The organism is Bacillus sp. S71 (genome assembly GCF_016625265.1).
In the GTDB taxonomy this organism is placed as follows: domain Bacteria; phylum Bacillota; class Bacilli; order Bacillales; family Bacillaceae_G; genus Bacillus_A; species Bacillus_A cereus.
The window spans coordinates 643,146-662,181 of record NZ_JACVUW010000002.1 but is presented as its reverse complement, the minus strand read 5'-3'; the positions used below and the strand labels follow the sequence as shown (position 1 = coordinate 662,181).

Here is a 19,036-nt window from a genome sequence, read left to right as displayed (position 1 = left end):
ATTCTATCCAGAACTCATTCTCGTTCACTTCCCCTAAGCTATAATTCTTTTATACCTCATCCATTGATAATATTTTTCATTGATAATGATTATCGTTACTAAGTATATATTTAATATGCAATTATTTCAAGAAAGATTTGAAAAATTTTAACAAACTGAATTAAAAAAGAAGTATCCGCCTAATGTTAGATGGATACTTCTTTTTTTAGAAATTTATATGTAATTCAACTGGACAATGGTCAGATCCCATTACTTCACTATTAATTTTCGCTTCTGTTATTTGGTCTTTCATTCTTTCCGAAACAACAAAATAATCTAAACGCCATCCGATATTTTTCGCTCTCGCGCCCATACGATACGACCACCACGAGTATGCACCTTCTTGATCAGGATAAAGGTAACGATATGTATCAACAAACCCTTCTTCTAAAATACATGAAAATTTCTCTCGTTCCTCATCAGAGAATCCAGGGTTTTTACGATTACTTTTTGGATTTTTCAAATCAATTTCTTTATGAGCAACATTTAAATCTCCACAAAAAATAACTGTTTTTTTCTCATCTAATCGTTTGATATAGGACCTGAAATCATCTTCCCATTTCATTCTGTAATCTAATCGTTCTAATCCACGTTTTGAATTTGGTGTATATAACGTTATCATGTAAAAATCTTCGAATTCTAAAGTAATAAGTCGTCCTTCTTGATCATGCTCTTCAATGCCTAAACCATATGTAACTGAAAGCGGTTCTTTTTTCGAAAAAATAGCTGTTCCTGAATATCCTTTTTTCACAGCATAGTTCCAGTATGTATAATATCCCTCTAGATTTAAATCAATTTGCCCTTCTTGTAATTTAATCTCTTGTAGACAAAATATATCAGCACTTGATTCCTCAAGATATTCCAAAAATCCACCTTTCGCGATAACTGCTCGCAAACCATTTACATTCCATGAAATTAACTTCACTTTTAGCCCTCCTCTTGATGTTTATTTCCAAATTTCATGCTATCACAAAATAGAAAAACAATCATATTTTCACCTTTGTAATCTTGCTCTTACATTTATGAATACATACATACGGACTTTATTCAGGTTATACTAATTTCTGAGGTGATGTTCTTTGCACAATGAAGGAGTTATATTAACAAATGAGTATTGGCAAGCAATTATTCATAATGATTCTTCCTATGATAGCAAATTCTTTTATGCTGTGAAATCAACTGGAATCTTTTGCAGGCCATCATGCAAATCAAGAATACCGAATAGAAACAATGTACGAATTTTTCATCATGCAGAACAAGCATTAAGTGAAAACTTTCGCCCGTGCAAACGTTGTAAGCCAAACGGGATCACTTTACCTAATGAAGAGTGGATAGAACAAATTAAAGACTATATCGAAAAGCATTATGATGAACCCTTAACTCTCGACATGCTTGCGGAAATGTGTCACGGTAGCCCTTTTCATTTACAGCGTACTTTCAAAAGAATAATAGGGATAACTCCTATAGAATATATACAACAATTCAGGGTTCTTAAAGCAACCGAATACCTTTTACACACAAATCAATCAATTAAAGAAATTAGTACTGCTGTCGGGATAGAAAACCCAGAGTATTTCGCAACTTTATTTAAAAAGAAAACCGGATTTACTCCTACTGAATATCGAAAAAAGAACGAAATGAAAGAGGGATACGATAATGAATTCCGACAAAAATAATTATATATATTGGATGCTACTTACACATAAAAATTGGCGATTTCATATTGCTGCAACTGAAAATGGACTATGCTTCATCGGATCACAAGAAGAAAACTTTGAAGAATTAAATATATGGGCTAGAAAAAAACTGCCCCACCATATATTGATCCATAGTCCAGATTACTTGCAAATATATACGCAAGAAGTTATCGAGTATTTAGAAAACAAGCGAGAAACTTTCACATTTCCTATCGATGCTTATGGAACTAATTTTCAATTATCTGTTTGGAATACGGTACGTGAAATTCCTTATGGAAAGACATATTCTTATACAGAAATTGCTGAAAGAATTCAAAAACCTAAAGCTGTGCGTGCCGTTGCTTCTGCTATTGCTGCTAACCCTCTTCTTATTACAATTCCTTGTCACCGCGTTATTGGGAAGAATGGGAAACTAACCGGATTTAGGGGCGGATTAGAAATGAAGAAAAAATTGCTTACATTAGAAAAGGTGCAGGTGGAATTCATATGACAACAGAATATAATAGCGCATTATCTATAGCAGTTCCAAAAGAATTTTGTTTCCAAGAAAATTTACGTTATCTATCACGTTCGAACAATGAATGTATGTTCCATATTGAAGATAACAAAATTTATAAAGTTATCCCTGTTCAAGATGTAAATCCTTTAGTTGAAATTAGTGTGAATACAGATGGAAATATTCAAATACGTTGTTTAGAAGAACCATATACATCTGAAAAATCGATACGTGAAGCTGTAGTTAACTATGTAAAAGAATGGTTTGATTTAACTACTGATTTAGCCCCATTTTATACATTAGCTAAACATGATTTACTCCTTCAAGGACCAATTGAACAATATTATGGCCTTCGTACTTTAGGCATTCCAGACTTATTTGAGGCACTTTCCTGGGGAATTATCGGTCAACAAATTAACCTAACATATGCTTATACGCTAAAAAGGAGATTAGTTGAGCAATTTGGAAGTTATGTAGAATGGGACGGTAGAAAACATTGGATATTCCCATCACCTGAAACAATTGCAAATCTACATGTAGAAAATCTTCAACAATTAAAAATGACGACTAGAAAATGTGAATATTTAATCGGTATTGCGAAGCTTATTACAGAGAGAAAACTATCAAAAGAGGATTTACTGCAAACACAAGATGTAAAGGTTGCTGAGAAACAATTAACTGCTATCCATGGTATAGGACCATGGACTGCCAACTATGTTTTAATGCGTTGTTTAAGATTTCCTTCGGCTTTTCCAATTGATGATGTTGGTCTGCATAATGCAATTAAATTTATAACAGGTTCCGAAAATAAACCGACAAAAAATGAAATAAAAGATTTCGCGGCAAACTGGGCTAATTGGGAGTCTTATGCGACTTTTTATTTGTGGCGAGTACTATATTAAAAGAACCAAGTAGCACATTCGTACTACTTGGTTCTTTTTTAAGCTTGCTCCTCAAAACGTCTTGCAATTTCCACAATAACTTGAACGGCTTTTTCCATAGTATCTACCGAAACATACTCAAATTTACCGTGATAGTTTTCACCACCAGTGAAAATATTCGGCGTCGGTAATCCCATATATGATAATTGTGATCCATCTGTGCCTCCGCGAATCGGATGAATATTTGGTTCAATGTCTAAACTTTTCATTGCTTCATATGCAATATCAACGATTTCTCTTACCGGTTCAATTTTTTCAAGCATGTTATAGTATTGATCATTCATTTCTAAAACGACTGCATCTTCGCCATATTTTTCTTGCATAGTCTTCACAATATTTTTAACGTTATTTTTACGTGCCTCAAAATTTTCACGGTCAAAGTCTCGAATAATATAATACGCTTTACTTTGCTCAACATCACCATTTAAAGAAAGTAAATGATAGAATCCTTCATAGCCTTCTGTATATTCTGGCGCCTCTTCTACTGGTAAATCCCCATTAAACTCCATAGCAAGTTTAGTAGCATTGCGCATTTTATTTTTCGCTGTTCCAGGATGTGTATTCGTTCCGTTAAACGTTAACTTAGCACCTGCAGCATTAAAACTTTCATACTCTAAACCACCTAATGGACCTCCATCCATCGTATAAGCGAATGATGCACCAAACGCTTCTACATCAAAATGCGCTGGCCCACGACCAATTTCTTCATCCGGTGTAAATGCTACTCTTATTTTCCCGTGCTTAATTTGCGGATTATGTATTAAATGGTTCATTGCAACCATAATTTCGGTAAGACCAGCTTTATCATCTGCTCCTAGCAGTGTTGTACCATCAGTTGTAATAATCGTATGTCCTTTATATGATGGTAATTCTGGGAACTGCTCTGGTGTTAACACAACATTTAGCTCTTCATTTAACGTAATTGCATTACCATCAAAATTTTCATGAATTTGTGGTTTGACGTTTTTCCCTGTAAAGTCTGTTGCCGTATCTAAATGGGCTAAAAATCCGATTACAGGAACATCCTTGTCCGTATTAGCTGGAAGTGTTGCCATTACATAGCCATTATCATCCATCGTTACTTCTGTTAAACCAATTTCTTTTAGCTCTTCCACTAATAACTTACCAAACTCAATTTGTCCTGGTGTTGTTGGTACTGTATGACTTTCTTCATTTGATTGCGTATCAATTTTTACATATCTCGTAAATCTTTCAATAAGTTCTTGTTTCAAGTTCATTCACTCCCTTTTATGTTTCTCCCTCCATTATAATCCTTAAAACGAAATATTTTAACTTTTTTGACTGTGAAGATGTATATTTCATTTACATTGTTAACACTTTTAAACGAATGATAAAAAGACATAATATTTGTACATTAAAACTGTAACAGGTAACATACATAATTATAAAATATGGGAGGTTGTAAAGATGAGGCTAACTCTCTTTCGCTATTTTCTTTTTTTCTTAGGATTAATTTTCTTTGGCCTTGGAAACGCTCTTGCAGTCAAAGTTAAATTTCTAGGCTTGCACCCTTGGGAAGTTTTAAATATGGCTCTCTACCAAAAGTTTGGATGGACCATCGGTACGTGGAGTGTCATATGTGGGTTATGTCTCGTCCTAATATCTTTACTAGTAGATCGAAAATATATAAATGTGGGGACATTTTTGAATGCACTACTTATCGGTCCCATTATGGACTTTTTCTTACAATCAAACATGCTTCCAGACGCTAGTAATTATTTATGGATAAACTTACTCATTTTATTTTCTGGTATTGCCATTACAGGTATCGGGGGAGGTATGTACGTTGCGGCTGGGATTGGCGCTGGACCCCGTGATGGATTCATGCTTACTATTTCAGACAAAACAGGACTTTCTATTAGCCGTGCTAGAATCATAGTAGAATGTATTGTACTAGTTATTGGATTTATGCTAGGAGGTCCTGTTTTCATCGTAACTTTTCTGTACACCTTTATTCAAAGTCCAATCTTTCAGCAATCATTTAAGATGTTTCAAACACTTTTACATACTTTACATGGCAAAAAGAAAATTAGCGAACATATTTAAAGTACAGCTTAATACAAATAAATCCACCCTATTTACGACTCTCATCGCAAATAGGGTGTTTCTGTTTTTATCTCGCAATTTAAGAATATATACTACTCATTTACAATAAAAGTATATACATCATCATAAATACAGCCATTTACTTTAATCACATACTTCCCAGGTTTATTAAAACTAATTGTGTATTTATTTAACTGAATTGCTTCTTTATCTCCAGAAAGAATATCAATGCTTCTGCCACTTAATACATACAATTCATTTAGATTCATCGTTACATCAATTGTATTGAAATTTTCTACTTTCACTTGCTGTGCTTCCGCAACGCTTACACTTGGTTCTAAAAACAGTAGTCCACTTAATCCAATCGTCCCCGCTAAAGCAACTCCCGCAAACTTTTTAATCTGTTTCATTATAATGACCTCCTTATAGATTTTGCGTAAAGGTAATGTCCGCCCTTACACCACAAAGCCTATATGTAATGAAATGAAAAGTAAACGGGGACTGTAAGACAAAATTCTACATCTTTTTCTCCTATTGAATATAAATCCAACGTTTGGAGTTTTGACACATTTAAAATTGTTTCCCTAAACCAATTTCCCAATAATTTATTCAAATACTGAATAATTACTTATTGATTTAACATTCTAAAAATAGTTGATAAAGATGCTTTCTATTCAAAAAAAGACTTTGCTATAAAAGTAACTTTTACAACAAAATCCATGCAACTAATTTTATTCCGCTTTCCATAATCTCTCTACATTCATTAATTGTTCTTCTTTAAACTCCATCTTATATATATCCGGTTTTGACGTATTCATTAAAAATTCAAAACCATATTGTTTATCAAAATAGTTCATCATTAATGTCATGACAAGCCCATGTGTACCAATTACAATTTTGCATCCTCGAAAATCCATTAAGATTTCTTTTAATACTTTCACTACTCTTCTCTGGCAATCTGCATATGACTCTCCTTCCGTTCGTGCAAAGTCCGGATTAGAGAACATCTTCTGTACAAGTGGATACACCTCTTTGTCTGATATAACCTGATCCTCACTTGAAAACATACACTCTTTAAGATTTTCATATACTACTATTTCTTTTTCATGGAAATTAGCTGACTCCTCTATCGTTAGCATAGCCCGATTATAAGGACTGGAAATAAAAGTATCAATCCTCTCCGCTTTTAATATGTCAGTTACTCCACGGGCATCCATATGTCCCCTCTCAGTTAATCCACGCATTCTTTCATTTCCTTCTAGTTTTGGTGATTCACCATGTCTAACCATATAAATATATGTGCTCATAATTTCTCCTTAAAATTTTTTATAAAGTGAAACTTTAATCAGCCCTCACTAATCGGGCTGCCCGGCAAATAGCGAGATAAGTTAATAAATCACGTTCATTTATCCCATTTCAACACTTAGGGGTAATACTAAAATACTTTATAAACTGTGCTGATTTGTTCGTCTAATCCATTCTCCTACTAAACTCTCAAATAATTCAGGCTGCTCAATTTGTAAATTATGCCCTGCCATATCTAACACTGCTAATGTTGCCCTTGGATATTCTTCAATAATTTCTATAATATTTTGATAACCTACTGATATATCTTGTCTTCCAGTCAGTAAAAGAACGGGATTTCCATATTTTTCATGATGAAAATCCATAGTAAGAGAGTAATTCTTTTGCAACCTTTCAATAAATTCATAATTAGCAACATCTAACCCAGGCTTAATTTCTTCTTTAAATCGCGTATATGTATATTCATTTGCTATTACAGCTAACTCACAAAACTCCTCTCTTTCTGTGGAAGTGAGCGTATTTAAAAATTCCTCATCTTGTACAATTATCTGTTTATCTGGAAGAATCCTTTTTTCTGGCTCCGCTACAACAACAGGACATACTAATAGTAATCCGCTAACTCTCTCAAACATCTTTGCAAGTATACCTTTGGCTAAATAGCCTCCATATGATTCTCCTACCAATAAAAATTTTTCAGTACAAATGATTTCCTCAATAAATGTGATAAGCACATCTACTATACGATCTGAACTATTTATCCAATTTGGAGCATTCGATTTTCCCATTCCAGGTAAATCAATATATATTCGCTTATAACCTTCATATTTCTGAAATACTGATTCCATACATTTCATCATTAACCTATGGTCAGGAGCGCAGCCATGTATGATAATGACCGGTTTACCCTCCCCCACAATTTCATAGTATATTTCTGCATCTTTAATTCGATATATCATAAAAAAACCTCCCTATTTAGTGGCAATACTATTCCACTCTGTAAGAATACACGTTCTTATTTTATATCTTTTCCTAACATTTCTACAAATATTAATTTTCAGACTAAAAATAAAAATCCCCATCATTTTATATGCAATTTTGCATCTCCACTTACAAATCACTAAAAAAACTTTACAATTCAAAGGATGACTAAATATACAATTTCTATTTAAAGTCTTGATACCGTCTATACTATCCACCGCAATATTTTTTCAACTTTGAGAATACTTATACTCTTTAACACTTTCCTTATAAACATGATTTTTATAAGGAAATCTGATACAATTCTTAAATAATATTATTATGTATAGATATAACGAACATAGTGCATAATTAAAGAAGGTGATTTCATTGAAATTAAATAAAAATTTACAATTATGTATATTAATCGGAACATTAATATGCTATTCAATCTATTTTATGTTTTTCTATCTGTTCCCTACTCATTTTTCAAATTCAGATGTACGCTTCGCTTCACTTGTCGTTGAAGCCATTACATTTGTATCACTGATTTACTCTATATATTCTAAAAAAGTCAGTTCAAATCCGTTTTGGATATGTATTACAATAGCAATTGGTAGTTTTTTATTAGGGAAAATAGTATATACATATCAAGATAGCTTCTTCGAAATTCCAATACATCGTTTTACTATTTCTGATGTATTTTACATGGTTTTTCTACTTTTCTGTCTTATCGCTTTCTCCTATAAAATCTTAAAGGAATGCAATAAATGGGAAAAAGCGTTCTTTATTTGTGATATATGCATAGTGCTTACTTCCATATTTACATTAGAATGGTATTTATTTAATCAACCAAATTTAAATATATTCGCTCTTTCACTAGGAGATGTTTTCCTTTCATTTTTATATCCAATTGCAGATTTATTATTTCTACTGCTAGGTGTTAGTCTCTTTTTCCGTCCAACAATTTTTAATTCCAAACGGAAAATTTATATATTTATTTTTGTATTAATAAGTTCTGCAACTTTTAACTATATTTATTTTTACTTAAATAACCACTTATCAACAGAAACAATAACATTATTACGTCTTTTATATAGAATACCTATATTACTTATTGCAATAGCTGGCTCTATTTCAGAAGATCATAATAGCCATAAAAATTATTTCATTGTAAACCCTATAATAGGAAAAAAAGCTTTAGTTGTATTTCCCTATCTTGCTGTTGCAATACTAATCGGGTTTACATTAAAAGAACAAACATCATCTTCAACTCTCATTACAGGGAATTGTATTACTTTTATTTTCGTACTCATTCGTCATTCTATCGTACGTATGCAAAACAATTCCTTAACAAAACGTTTACAGGCATTTAATGCCCAACTAGAAGAAAAAGTTACTGTACGGACGTCTGATTTAGTTCATAAATCAGAGGCTCTTTCTCAAAAACAACAAAAGTTTAAATCATTATATGAATATCATCCTGACCCTATTTTCACCATTGATTTAAATGGAACATTCTTAAATGTAAATAAGGCTGGGAGTGTACTACTTGGGGCACCAACGGATGAGTTACTAGGCGAAACTTGTTTTTCGATCATTTTAGATGAAGATAAGCATAAGCTAGCATTGGCATTAGAAAAAGTGAAACAACAAGAATCGGCATTCTTACAACTTAGTTCTCAATATAAAGATGGCTTTACTTATTTTTTATACGTTACAATCATTCCTATTATAATAGACGGACAAATTTCAGGAAGCTATATTATGGTGAAAGATATTACTGCACTAAAAAAACAGCAAGAAGAAATAAAATATTTAGCATTCCATGACACTGTAACGAAAATTGGGAACCGTGCCTTTTTCCATAAGAAATTAAAGAGAGTTATAAAAAATGCTAAAATAACAGAAAGCGAGTTTGCATTATTATATTTAGATTTAGATCGCTTTAAAGCAATTAACGATACACTTGGACATTCGTCAGGAGATTACATATTAGAAGAAGTAGCAAAGCGATTCCAATCATGTCTTCCATCACATACTCATCTTTCAAGAATCGGTGGCGATGAATTTACAATCATAATTGAAAACTATACTGACGAAGATTACTTATTCCAATTATGTAACCAATTATTTGAATGCATGAAAAAATCATTTATCATACATGAGCATAAATTAACTTTATCACTGAGTATCGGTATCGCTATTTATCCACATTCCGGAATCGATACCGCTACACTTTTGAAAAACGCTAATGTTGCAATGTATGATGCAAAAGCAAAAGAGCTTAATTCTGTCTCTATTTATGACGATGTAATCGCTAAAAAAATTGAAAGACGATTACGATTAGAAAAAGATTTACCAAACGCACTACAAAATGAAGAATTGTTCCTTTTGTATCAACCTCAAGTTGATAGTGAATCTAATAAAATTATCGGTGCAGAAGCTTTAATTAGGTGGAATCATCCTGAATTAGGTATTATTTCTCCATACGAGTTTATTCCGATTGCAGAAGAAACACTACAAATTATTTCAATAGGAAAATGGACATTAGAGCAGGCTTGTAAGCAAATGAAACGTTGGCACGCACTCGGATATTCACATTTAAAAATAGGTGTAAATTTATCTGCTAAAGAATTTGAACAAGAGGATTTTGTAAAATCTATTTCTTCTACTTTAACAAATACAGGTTTACCAGCAAGCTCTCTTGATCTTGAATTAACAGAGCGAATTGCAATGATGGATGAGCGAGAAACATTGATAAAACTGCGTACACTAAAAAGTTTAGGGATTCACATTTCAATCGACGACTTTGGTACAGGTTATTCTTCGCTAGCCTACTTACCTTTATATCCAATTGATACGTTAAAAATCCCGAGAGAATTTATTACAATGTCTGAAACATGTGATGATGGAATGGAAATTATTAAAACGATCATCACATTAGCAAATACATTAGGAATGTCTGTCATTGCTGAAGGTGTAGAAACAAAAGAGCACGTAAATTTCCTTCAAAAAAATAAATGTCAGTTTATTCAAGGTTATTATTACAGTAAACCTATTCATATTCATGCATTTACTGAGCTATTAGAAAACGGCATTCACCCATAGTACATAACTAATTAGAACAAATATAGCAAAAAGGAAAGAAGATACCTTCTTTCCTTTTGTTTTTCTATTTACATTTCTATTACTTCACCACTTCATTTATTATATCTATTATTTGATGAATCCCCTCATCATTTGTTTTCTTATACCCATTCATGTTTTGAATATATTTCTCCTTATTTGTATACAACTTATTTACTGCATGTATAAATGTATTCGTACTTACTCTGTCTTGGAGTATAACTTCAGCATATCCTTGCCGTGAAAAATATTCAGCATTTAAAACTTGATCTCCCCTACTGGAACTGTTAGTTAACGGGATAAGCAACATCGGTTTCTTCAAAAATAACAATTCAGAAATAGCAGTAGAACCCGCTCTAGAAACTACAACACTTGCCATATTTAGTATATGCGGCAACTCGTCGCCTATATATTCAAATTGCATATACCCCTCCATACCAATAGATGGGTCTACCTTTCCTTTACCACATATATGAATAATATTAAAATTTAATAGTATTGTATCTAAACATTCCCTTACCATATCATTTATCCACTTAGCACCTTGACTCCCACCCATAATTAATAATACTGGTTTATCTTGCTGAAATTCACAATATCTTCTTCCTCGTAATACGTTACCCTTCTCAATTTCTTCCCTTACAATTGGTCCTACATAAACCTTCTTCTCATTACTTACATTTTCTCCTGTCTGAGGAAATGTTGTGCATAGCTTTGTAGCAAAAGGTAATGCTATTTTATTAGCAAGTCCTAATGTGCTATCTGGTTCACGTATAATTATAGGCACACGATTTAACCATGCTCCTATAGCTACAGGAACTGAAACAAATCCTCCTGCTGAAAAGATAACGTCAGGCTTTGTTTTCTTAATTAATTTATAACTTTGTAAACAACCTCGTATAATTTTAAAAGGATCTTTAAAATTTTCCCAATCCCAATATCTCCTAAGCTTGCCCGTTGAAACACTATTGTATTTAACATTTTGCACTAATGATTTTTCAATTCCATTTTTTGATCCAATATACTCGACTCTCCAGCCTTTCTCTATAAATTTAGGAATTAATACAATATTAATCATAACGTGTCCGGCTGTACCGCCCCCAGTAAAAAGAATCGTTTTGCTCATAACTTATACCCACCTTTATTATTAAAAATCTAGCTATCTCTTTACCTTTTAAATGTAAATAAACTTATTATTTTTTATATAAATCTTTAACTCCACCTCTATATCTTGTAAAAGATCTTTAATGAGTTCATAAAAATCATTTCCATACTCACTACACTCGTATTGAGCAAAGATTTGAATCACATATCTAGTTTCCGTCTCTAATGCTGACTTTATTTGATTAACCCTTTTTTCTTCTACATACGCTTGATATTTATGTATTGCCTCATAAAGACGCAATACATGCGCTTCTTCATCTCTCCAATCCAACGTATCAACAATTGAAAGAAATAGCGTATTTTGATTATCTATTATTTCATAATCATTCATATATTTCTTACACCCTTTTTTGTTTTTCATTGCATGCAGATGTCACTACACTTCGCATACTCAAGTACATCTTTTAATGATTGATGAAATTCAATTTCTGGGATCCAACCTAACCTTTTTATCTCCTCTATTGCTAAACTCTCATTTGAGTCGCTCCCATTTTTCTCTGTTTCCTCTATAAAAAAATTTAGCTGTGTTAATTCTTTATATTGTTCTAGTACATTTAATAAAGATCGTTTTACTCCTGATCCGATATTATATTGTTTTCCATTTATTCCATCTCGTAATAACACATGATACGCTTTAATCGCATCACGTACATCTAGAAAATCTCTACTATCTTTCAAACTGTTTACTTCAATAATGGCTTTACTTCTACCTGATTCTATATCTATCATTTTCTTTGCGAGAATCGAACAAATGCCATTCGATTCCCCTGGACCAATTAAGTTTGAGGGCTTTGCAATGATAATATTTGAATCCATTAATCCTCCCCAAGCCTCTGCAATAATGACTTGCATCGTTTTACTTAAACTATATGGATTTGAAATTTTTATTTCGTTCATACTATCTGCTTGCAAAGCAGATCCTATAACTAATGTTCTACAATGCGAGGCTTCTTGCTTAATTGCTTCTAATAAATATAACGTTCCTATTACATTAATCTCTATATACTCAAGAGCAGCTGTCCAAGATTCTATAACCGAATTCCTTCCTGCTAAATGCAATACGTAGTCTGGCTTTATTTGTTTCATTACCTTCATTACTTCGCTCTTATTAGTTAAATTACAAGTAATACCATTTCTAATTTTTTCTCTATGTGCACGATTTTGAAACATAGGAATTACATGAAAGCCCTGCTCTAAAAAATATTGGCAAGCATGGCGTCCTGTGAAACCATTTGCACCAGTTATTAAAAGGCTCGCATTTTTTTTCATCGCAAAAACCCTCCTTTTAATAGCATTTGTTTCACCTCATGTTTTGCAAGCAAGTCTTGTTGAGAACTAAAACTCTTCACATCCACTAGCGGATAGCTAGAATAATATTCTTGAAGTCCTTCGATAGGAATCGTCGGTAGTACCACAAAATAATTTTGATCAAAGCTTATACTTGTTTTACTCTCTACCTCAGATAGAAGCATTTCACTTAATTTTTCACCCGGTCTTATCCCTACCTCTTTCACCTTAATGTTTTCTTTTTTTGAATCTTCAATTAATATTTCTGCTAAATCTGTTATTTTACATGCCGGCATTTTCATAACAAAGATTTCCCCGCCTCTACCTTGATATACTGCTTTAAATAACAATCCAACAGCATCTTCAACTGTTAAGAAAAATCTAGTCATATTCGCATCGGTAATCCCTACTTGTGAAGATCTTTTAATTTGTTGTTTAAAAAGCGGTACTACACTTCCACTCGTTCCTAAAACATTTCCACCACGAACACAAATGAATTTTGTTTTCTTCGTTTGTATATTCGCATGAATCATTAATTTTTCACCAATTGCTTTTGTCATCCCATACGTATTTGATGGATCAGCTGCTTTATCCGTTGAAACATATATAACTTTTTCAACTTGCGTCTGTGTAGAGGCTTCAATTACATTTTGCGTACCATGTATGTTAGTTTTTATAGCTTCATAAGGATAATACTCACATACTGGAACGTGTTTTAAAGCTGCAAGATGGAATACATAATGTACACCTTGGCATGCATAGACTAGTTGATCTTTATCACGAATATCTCCAATAATAAATTTTAGCCTATCATCATTTATAAACTGTTGCTGCATTTCAAACTGGACCGTTTCATTTCTTGAAAAAACTCTAATTTCTTTCGGTGATTTTTCTAATAGTTGTTTTATAAGTTCATGCCCCCACGAACCTGTACCACCAGTAATTAAAATTATTTTATTTAACATTCCTTTTCCTCCTACGAAACATCTCAATTTAAATAATATTTATTGAATTATTTTCAATTGATTCAAATCATAATCGTCGTTTGTTACATTTAATTGACAAAATAAAAAAACAGAAACTATTAAACTTAGTTTCTGTTTTTCATTTCACCTCACAACAGTAAGATTTTTTATACTGTTTGCATGATAAATAAATTCCTTGTAAAAAACACCGCTCATTTATTTCTTATACTCGTAATAAAATAAATAGAATGATTCATAGCCAATAATCATGTTTAAATTTATGAAAAAGGGAGGTAACGGAATGGACCGAAACAATTCATATCATACATATAACGGACCTTCCAAAGCACTGCCTCTCTCCCTATTCGATGTAAAAAATGAATTGAAACAAAAAAGCAAACTTATTCCTTCTGATACCATGTATAAATTAACGAAAGAAGAGCAACTCATCATCAACAAAATAAAAATACAAACAGAACAGCTAAATAAAAATAATGTTACAAGAACACGTGCATACTACCAATTTTACATTCAATATCCAGAAATACATTGGGCACTGCTTGGGCATATGGTATCACGTAACGGCGGTTGGAATATGACTGATTTAAAGGGCGATTTATATACGAGAATTTTATCAGAGAAAGATCAATTCATATTTTTTTCTTTTTTAGAAAGAGGGAATTGGCTTATTTTCCAAGATGTATACCCTCAATTTTTACTTTACGAACAAAGTGTAAAGAGATCACAAAAGTTATTTCACCTTCTCCCTCACCTAAATGTTTCTACATTTATGGAAACGATGTGGAACGATTTTTGGAAAACAGGCAACAAAAAAACATTAGCGATTGCAACTATTGTTAATGAACAAAACTACTTAGAAAAAAGAGTGATTCAAAATGTACAATTTAAAAAGACTGTACTAAATAGTATTGGATTTAAACTCTTTGATTTCTTTCAGTTTAATCATATCCTTTTCCCATTCTACGAAAATGATAAAAAACAAAAAGTATTACTATTTGGTGATACAATGAAACATTTCACTTCCTTACATGAACGAATATTAATTGGAAAAAGATTGTATTCATTATTATTTCGAGATACACATGTTTTATCTCAAATAATAAGCTGGGCCCAACATCATCCGCATACAGGATCAAGGAAAGATTACTGGCCCCATTTATTTTCAAGTGTAAATGAATCTTTTTCCCGTGAGTTTTATAAGCGCCGAATAAAGAAATGCCAGTTGCGAAGTGGCGCTTATCGTATATACAGTCCTTCACTCATCTATGCATGGCGAGATATGAAGCATGAAGAAGTTGACAGTGAAGATTGGTTTACCGATTGGCAAGTTGTAAATTACTTAGTTGATAAGGAGGAAAATATAAATGGACAAATTACAGAAGACTACTGCAAAACACTCGAAAAAATTGAACTCGCAATTCTCGCAAAGAAAAATGTCCTCCTCCGAGAAGATGAATGAGTTTCTAGCATTAGTAGTTACAATCTTTCTCTCTTCTATTATTGGAACTTGTTTAGATGCTTTTTTTGTTCATAAACAAATATATTCCTTTCCAGCTAGACCCTTCTCATCCACATTTTCAGTTAATATAGCTTTTACATTGTTCGTACTGCCGATTTTAACAGTTATCTTTATACACATTTCAAAAAAATTATCTAAAGTTTCTAGAATTCTATTTATTATTTCGATCGGTATTTGCGCTAGCCTTTTTGAACAGATTGCTGAAAGTTTAGGTTTATTTGTACATAGTGCGAATTGGAACCATACATATTCTTTATTTGGTTATATGATTTTTTATTCTTTTATTTGGAACGTATATAATTGGATAAAAAAATAAAGAGACCATTATAGGTCCCTTCTTAAGCATACTCTTCCATTATTGCTAATGGTGCCAGTGTTTGAAGGCTTTTAGAGCGTAAACGATAGGCAACGACTTTCTTCTTATATTGCTTAATGACATCAACATGTTCCTCATAGCTATATAGAGAAAACCTAATCTCTTTATTCCCTTTCTTCGTATCAATGACTATTGGTGTCCCTTCTCCGTGCGGCGGGAAATAATGTTTATCTAAAAACAAAGCCTCATTAAATTCATGAATAACTTGTAGTTTCATTTCTCCCTCTATATTTTTTCCATCTATCGATATAGAAGTATTTTCCGCCTCAAGCTTTTGATGCAATTCAAATTTACTAATAATTGATTCTACAACAGAAGTGGGCATGCTAGAAACTAATACTTTAATAGCTCCAAAAACAAATAATGTAACTATAAACCATGTTGTCATTGTTATCATCTCCATTACATTTAAAAAATAAATTTCGTTCCATACGGTATTAGTATACTAATGAGTATTCCAGTTACAATCATCGTTACCGAACCGATAGTCGCTTCTTTCTCGCCTTCCTTCACTAAACGGCTCACACCGATAATATGTGATGCACAGCCCATTCCAACTCCTTTTCCAATCGTACTTGTTATACTGAAAAGCTTAAGTACTGTTGGTCCGATAATAGCACCTGTTATTCCTGCAACAACTACAAAACTAGAAGTCATAGATGGAATACCACCAATTTGATCCGCTAATGATAGGGCAATAGGCATCGTTGCTAACTGTGGTAAAGTAGTTAATATAAGTTCCTTATCTATATTTAAAATTCCGCCAATCACTACATTCATACTCGTTACAGCCACTATACCTATCACTACTCCAATAAGTATCGATAAAAAATTTTTCATAAGTATCTTTCGCTCTTTAAATAGAGGTATGGCTAATGCTACAATTGCAGGGCTCAATAAGCTTGAAAGAATGTCTCCTCCATTTTCCCTATACTCATGATGAGAAATATCAAAAATGAAAAATAAACAAATCATAATTGCCGTAACTGTTAACACCGGTAACGTAAATGCAAACGTAAATTTTTTATATAGCTTTGTCGCCAAGAAATAAATTGCTACAGTAATAATAATTAAGACCATTTGAATCGTGCACCTTGTCGATTTTATTTTTTTGTTGTTATTAATAATTGACTTATATACCCTGAAACAATCAAAGTTACTACAGTACTTGCAACTACTAAAAGGAATATAATACTCCCCTTACTTAAAAGAAAAGACCCGTATTCCATCAGCCCTGTTGTCGAAGGGATTAAAAATAACGGTAAAAATACGATTAACTTTTCCGCACCTAACTCAAACCATTTTAACGGTAAAATGCGAGTGGAAAGGAGCAGGAACAGCATTAACATCCCTATTAAACTTCCCGGTATTGATAGATGGAATATTTCCTGAATCCACGTACCCACTAAGCTAAATATATATAGCACGCCTACTTGAAGTAAAAGCATCACGTACTTCATTTCTTTCCCTCATTTCACTATCACACATCCATATTATGAAATTTCATTTAGCGTGTAGGCAAACCGTTTAATTCCAAGTTGAATTTGTTCTATATTCGCTCTACCAAACGTAAATCGTATATATTCATTTTTCGAACCTAAAACACTGCCCGGAACAAATGCGACACCATTCCGTATAGATTCACCTAATAAGTGATATTCATCAAACTTTCCTTTCACTTTACACCATACATGTATTCCACCCTCTGGCACGAAACATTCAACTCGGTCTCCCAATGTTCCTTCAAGCTCTGCAATTAATTCATCTCTTCTTTGCTTCAATTTCCCACGAAGTATCGTAATATGTGTATGAAAATCCTTTGATTCTAAAAATTGATTTGCTACCCACTGCGTAAATACACTATGGCCAAAATCAACTTGTTGCTTTGCATCTGCTAAACGCTCAATTACGCGTGTAGGACCAATTATCCATCCAATACGTAATCCTGATGCAACAATTTTTGATAATGAACTTATATAAAGAACATTTCCATTTTGGTCCATTGATTTTAATGTCGGGTTCACTTCTCCATTAAAAGAAATTAAACTATACGGATCATCTTCTACAATTGGTATACCGAACTCAGAAGACAGTTCTAAAATCTTTTTACGTCTCGCTAATGAAAGCACAGTACCTGTTGGATTTTGATAATCTGGATTCAAAAATACCATACGAATGCGATGCTTTTTGTGCAAATCGATTAAGTCATCTGGATTCATTCCATGCTCATCAACAGGTAAATGAAATATGTTTAAACCAGCCGATTTAAACATTGGAAGCGAAAAACAATATGACGGATCTTCAATCGCAATCGCATCGCCAGGTTTTAATAAACATTGAACGATAAGATTAAGCGCCTGTTGTGCTCCAGACGTAATAAGAATAGAGCTTGAATCTGCTTCAATTTGTTTATATTGCTGAACATGTGCTGCAATTGTTTTTCTCAACATCTCATTTCCAAGTGGATGGTCATAGCCGAGATTTTCCATAAATGTTTTCTCCGCCAAAATTGTTCGAAATCTATCACTCGGAATTAATTCTGGTGACAGTTCACCACTCGCTAAATTAATTAAATCATCTTTTTGTGTTTCCGTTCGAATTTGTTGAACGAGTGGTACGTTAGGTAAGAACGATCCATCCTCCACGTACCTACCCCAGTTCGGTATTCGTTTATGTGAGACACCCCATATGTCTGTATTAACCCGTGTTCCGCTTCCCTTTTGCCGTTCTACTACTCCAAGTGATTTTAATTCTTCATACGCAGCTACTATTGTACTCCGGTTCACCTGTAATTCCTTTGCCAATATACGCTCAGAAGGTAACTTACTATCAGAAGGAAATTCACCTGAAGAAATGCCTCTTTCAATATAATCAGCAATTTGTTTATATACAGGTGTCTTATCTGCACGATTTGGTTTCCATTCCATCTAGTTCCCTCCTTTCAAAACGAACTATCCTCATTTTTTACTAACAGTATTCACCGTAAAAATAGTATTAATTAGTCACATTTTCTTATCCGTAAATGGATATATCCAAAATGGTTCTCTTTCTGATTACTCAATAGCTTCTGAAA

At 32.9% G+C, this 19,036-nt stretch carries 20 protein-coding genes; 7 read left to right on the top strand and 13 right to left on the bottom strand.

The features are described 5' to 3' along the window. Window positions 1-205: 205 nt before the first annotated feature. The gene (locus IBT51_RS06875) at window positions 206-964 is read right to left on the bottom strand and encodes an exodeoxyribonuclease III (protein ID WP_086422900.1); all 759 of its coding nucleotides are present in this window, start codon (window positions 962-964) and stop codon (window positions 206-208) included. Window positions 965-1,118: 154 nt separating this feature from the next. Between IBT51_RS06875 and IBT51_RS06870 the strand changes: the two genes are divergently transcribed. Genes IBT51_RS06870 through IBT51_RS06860 form a run of 3 tightly spaced genes read left to right on the top strand, consistent with a single transcriptional unit; the run spans window position 1,119 to window position 3,134 of the window. Further along, on the top strand, window positions 1,119-1,715 hold the full coding sequence (locus IBT51_RS06870; protein ID WP_075718835.1) for a bifunctional transcriptional activator/DNA repair enzyme AdaA: 597 nt from the start codon (window positions 1,119-1,121) through the stop codon (window positions 1,713-1,715). Continuing rightward, entirely contained in the window at window positions 1,696-2,226 is a 531-nt protein-coding gene (locus IBT51_RS06865; protein ID WP_200458024.1) for a methylated-DNA--[protein]-cysteine S-methyltransferase, read from the top strand. Before IBT51_RS06870 ends, IBT51_RS06865 begins: the two co-directional genes overlap by 20 nt. Then, a complete protein-coding gene (locus tag IBT51_RS06860) occupies window positions 2,223-3,134 on the top strand; it encodes a DNA glycosylase (protein WP_023522808.1) in 912 nt (303 codons plus the stop codon). The genes IBT51_RS06865 and IBT51_RS06860 overlap by 4 nt, the downstream gene beginning before the upstream one ends. A 38-nt stretch (window positions 3,135-3,172) precedes the next feature. Here the strand turns inward: IBT51_RS06860 and pepT are convergent, their stop codons facing one another. Continuing rightward, the gene (pepT, locus tag IBT51_RS06855) at window positions 3,173-4,405 is read right to left on the bottom strand and encodes a peptidase T (protein WP_071729858.1); all 1,233 of its coding nucleotides are present in this window, start codon (window positions 4,403-4,405) and stop codon (window positions 3,173-3,175) included. Window positions 4,406-4,601: 196 nt separating this feature from the next. Here pepT and IBT51_RS06850 point away from each other — a divergent pair, with 196 nt between their 5' ends. Then, window positions 4,602-5,240: a YczE/YyaS/YitT family protein gene (locus tag IBT51_RS06850; protein ID WP_001241256.1), complete on the top strand. Its 639-nt coding sequence runs from the start codon at window positions 4,602-4,604 to the stop codon at window positions 5,238-5,240. Window positions 5,241-5,332: 92 nt separating this feature from the next. Here IBT51_RS06850 and IBT51_RS06845 read toward each other — a convergent pair whose 3' ends face one another. From IBT51_RS06845 to IBT51_RS06835, 3 genes are all read right to left on the bottom strand, one after another. Beyond that, complete coding sequence (locus IBT51_RS06845; RefSeq protein WP_000809495.1) at window positions 5,333-5,650, bottom strand: hypothetical protein; 318 nt, start codon at window positions 5,648-5,650, stop codon at window positions 5,333-5,335. A 321-nt stretch (window positions 5,651-5,971) separates the two neighbouring features. Continuing rightward, entirely contained in the window at window positions 5,972-6,547 is a 576-nt protein-coding gene (locus IBT51_RS06840; RefSeq protein WP_046392964.1) for a histidine phosphatase family protein, read from the bottom strand. Between the two features lie 138 nt (window positions 6,548-6,685). Then, complete coding sequence (locus IBT51_RS06835; RefSeq protein ID WP_200458025.1) at window positions 6,686-7,501, bottom strand: alpha/beta fold hydrolase; 816 nt, start codon at window positions 7,499-7,501, stop codon at window positions 6,686-6,688. A 391-nt stretch (window positions 7,502-7,892) separates the two neighbouring features. Between IBT51_RS06835 and IBT51_RS06830 the strand changes: the two genes are divergently transcribed. After that, window positions 7,893-10,613, top strand: coding sequence for a sensor domain-containing protein (locus IBT51_RS06830; RefSeq protein ID WP_063548421.1), 2,721 nt, complete (start codon window positions 7,893-7,895; stop codon window positions 10,611-10,613). A gap of 79 nt (window positions 10,614-10,692) precedes the next feature. Here the strand turns inward: IBT51_RS06830 and IBT51_RS06825 are convergent, their stop codons facing one another. Genes IBT51_RS06825 through IBT51_RS06810 form a run of 4 tightly spaced genes read right to left on the bottom strand, consistent with a single transcriptional unit; the run spans window position 10,693 to window position 14,047 of the window. Further along, a complete protein-coding gene (locus tag IBT51_RS06825; RefSeq protein ID WP_053563777.1) occupies window positions 10,693-11,757 on the bottom strand; it encodes an undecaprenyldiphospho-muramoylpentapeptide beta-N-acetylglucosaminyltransferase in 1,065 nt (354 codons plus the stop codon). A gap of 48 nt (window positions 11,758-11,805) precedes the next feature. Then, window positions 11,806-12,156 carry a DUF6572 domain-containing protein gene (locus tag IBT51_RS06820; RefSeq protein ID WP_002094117.1) on the bottom strand — a complete coding sequence of 117 codons (351 nt, stop codon included), beginning with the start codon at window positions 12,154-12,156 and terminating at the stop codon, window positions 11,806-11,808. After that, window positions 12,153-13,064: an SDR family oxidoreductase gene (locus tag IBT51_RS06815; RefSeq protein WP_000739091.1), complete on the bottom strand. Its 912-nt coding sequence runs from the start codon at window positions 13,062-13,064 to the stop codon at window positions 12,153-12,155. Before IBT51_RS06815 ends, IBT51_RS06820 begins: the two co-directional genes overlap by 4 nt. Next, window positions 13,061-14,047, bottom strand: coding sequence for a UDP-N-acetylglucosamine 4,6-dehydratase family protein (locus tag IBT51_RS06810; protein WP_200458026.1), 987 nt, complete (start codon window positions 14,045-14,047; stop codon window positions 13,061-13,063). The genes IBT51_RS06815 and IBT51_RS06810 overlap by 4 nt, the downstream gene beginning before the upstream one ends. A 301-nt stretch (window positions 14,048-14,348) precedes the next feature. Between IBT51_RS06810 and IBT51_RS06805 the strand changes: the two genes are divergently transcribed. Continuing rightward, entirely contained in the window at window positions 14,349-15,527 is a 1,179-nt protein-coding gene (locus IBT51_RS06805; protein WP_200458027.1) for a DUF2515 domain-containing protein, read from the top strand. Further along, the gene (locus tag IBT51_RS06800) at window positions 15,502-15,903 is read left to right on the top strand and encodes a CBO0543 family protein (protein ID WP_200458081.1); all 402 of its coding nucleotides are present in this window, start codon (window positions 15,502-15,504) and stop codon (window positions 15,901-15,903) included. Before IBT51_RS06805 ends, IBT51_RS06800 begins: the two co-directional genes overlap by 26 nt. A 22-nt stretch (window positions 15,904-15,925) precedes the next feature. On the opposite strand, the gene IBT51_RS06795 is transcribed toward IBT51_RS06800, so the two are convergent. Genes IBT51_RS06795 through pdxR form a run of 4 tightly spaced genes read right to left on the bottom strand, consistent with a single transcriptional unit; the run spans window position 15,926 to window position 18,890 of the window. Beyond that, a complete protein-coding gene (locus IBT51_RS06795) occupies window positions 15,926-16,351 on the bottom strand; it encodes a YfmQ family protein (RefSeq protein ID WP_000214633.1) in 426 nt (141 codons plus the stop codon). Between the two features lie 20 nt (window positions 16,352-16,371). Then, window positions 16,372-17,043 carry an LrgB family protein gene (locus tag IBT51_RS06790; protein WP_053563775.1) on the bottom strand — a complete coding sequence of 224 codons (672 nt, stop codon included), beginning with the start codon at window positions 17,041-17,043 and terminating at the stop codon, window positions 16,372-16,374. 23 nt (window positions 17,044-17,066) lie between these two features. Further along, window positions 17,067-17,423, bottom strand: a complete 357-nt coding sequence (locus IBT51_RS06785; RefSeq protein ID WP_000878380.1) for a CidA/LrgA family holin-like protein — start codon at window positions 17,421-17,423, stop codon at window positions 17,067-17,069. Between the two features lie 33 nt (window positions 17,424-17,456). Continuing rightward, complete coding sequence (gene pdxR, locus IBT51_RS06780; RefSeq protein WP_200458028.1) at window positions 17,457-18,890, bottom strand: MocR-like pyridoxine biosynthesis transcription factor PdxR; 1,434 nt, start codon at window positions 18,888-18,890, stop codon at window positions 17,457-17,459. Window positions 18,891-19,036 lie beyond the last annotated feature (146 nt).

Excerpts from the sequence above, each read along its gene's own strand:
- IBT51_RS06790 (WP_053563775.1), bottom strand. The coding sequence starts at position 17,043 with ATGGTCTTAATTATTATTACTGTAGCAATTTATTTCTTGGCGACAAAG.
- pdxR (WP_200458028.1), bottom strand. The coding sequence starts at position 18,890 with ATGGAATGGAAACCAAATCGTGCAGATAAGACACCTGTATATAAACAA.
- IBT51_RS06840 (WP_046392964.1), bottom strand. The coding sequence starts at position 6,547 with ATGAGCACATATATTTATATGGTTAGACATGGTGAATCACCAAAACTA.
- IBT51_RS06825 (WP_053563777.1), bottom strand. The coding sequence starts at position 11,757 with ATGAGCAAAACGATTCTTTTTACTGGGGGCGGTACAGCCGGACACGTT.
- IBT51_RS06860 (WP_023522808.1), top strand. The coding sequence starts at position 2,223 with ATGACAACAGAATATAATAGCGCATTATCTATAGCAGTTCCAAAAGAA.
- IBT51_RS06795 (WP_000214633.1), bottom strand. The coding sequence starts at position 16,351 with ATGACAACATGGTTTATAGTTACATTATTTGTTTTTGGAGCTATTAAA.
- IBT51_RS06845 (WP_000809495.1), bottom strand. The coding sequence starts at position 5,650 with ATGAAACAGATTAAAAAGTTTGCGGGAGTTGCTTTAGCGGGGACGATT.
- IBT51_RS06820 (WP_002094117.1), bottom strand. The coding sequence starts at position 12,156 with ATGAAAAACAAAAAAGGGTGTAAGAAATATATGAATGATTATGAAATA.
- IBT51_RS06810 (WP_200458026.1), bottom strand. The coding sequence starts at position 14,047 with ATGTTAAATAAAATAATTTTAATTACTGGTGGTACAGGTTCGTGGGGG.
- IBT51_RS06865 (WP_200458024.1), top strand. The coding sequence starts at position 1,696 with ATGAATTCCGACAAAAATAATTATATATATTGGATGCTACTTACACAT.
- IBT51_RS06850 (WP_001241256.1), top strand. The coding sequence starts at position 4,602 with ATGAGGCTAACTCTCTTTCGCTATTTTCTTTTTTTCTTAGGATTAATT.
- IBT51_RS06815 (WP_000739091.1), bottom strand. The coding sequence starts at position 13,064 with ATGAAAAAAAATGCGAGCCTTTTAATAACTGGTGCAAATGGTTTCACA.
- IBT51_RS06800 (WP_200458081.1), top strand. The coding sequence starts at position 15,502 with ATGTCCTCCTCCGAGAAGATGAATGAGTTTCTAGCATTAGTAGTTACA.
- IBT51_RS06835 (WP_200458025.1), bottom strand. The coding sequence starts at position 7,501 with ATGATATATCGAATTAAAGATGCAGAAATATACTATGAAATTGTGGGG.
- IBT51_RS06805 (WP_200458027.1), top strand. The coding sequence starts at position 14,349 with ATGGACCGAAACAATTCATATCATACATATAACGGACCTTCCAAAGCA.
- IBT51_RS06785 (WP_000878380.1), bottom strand. The coding sequence starts at position 17,423 with ATGAAGTACGTGATGCTTTTACTTCAAGTAGGCGTGCTATATATATTT.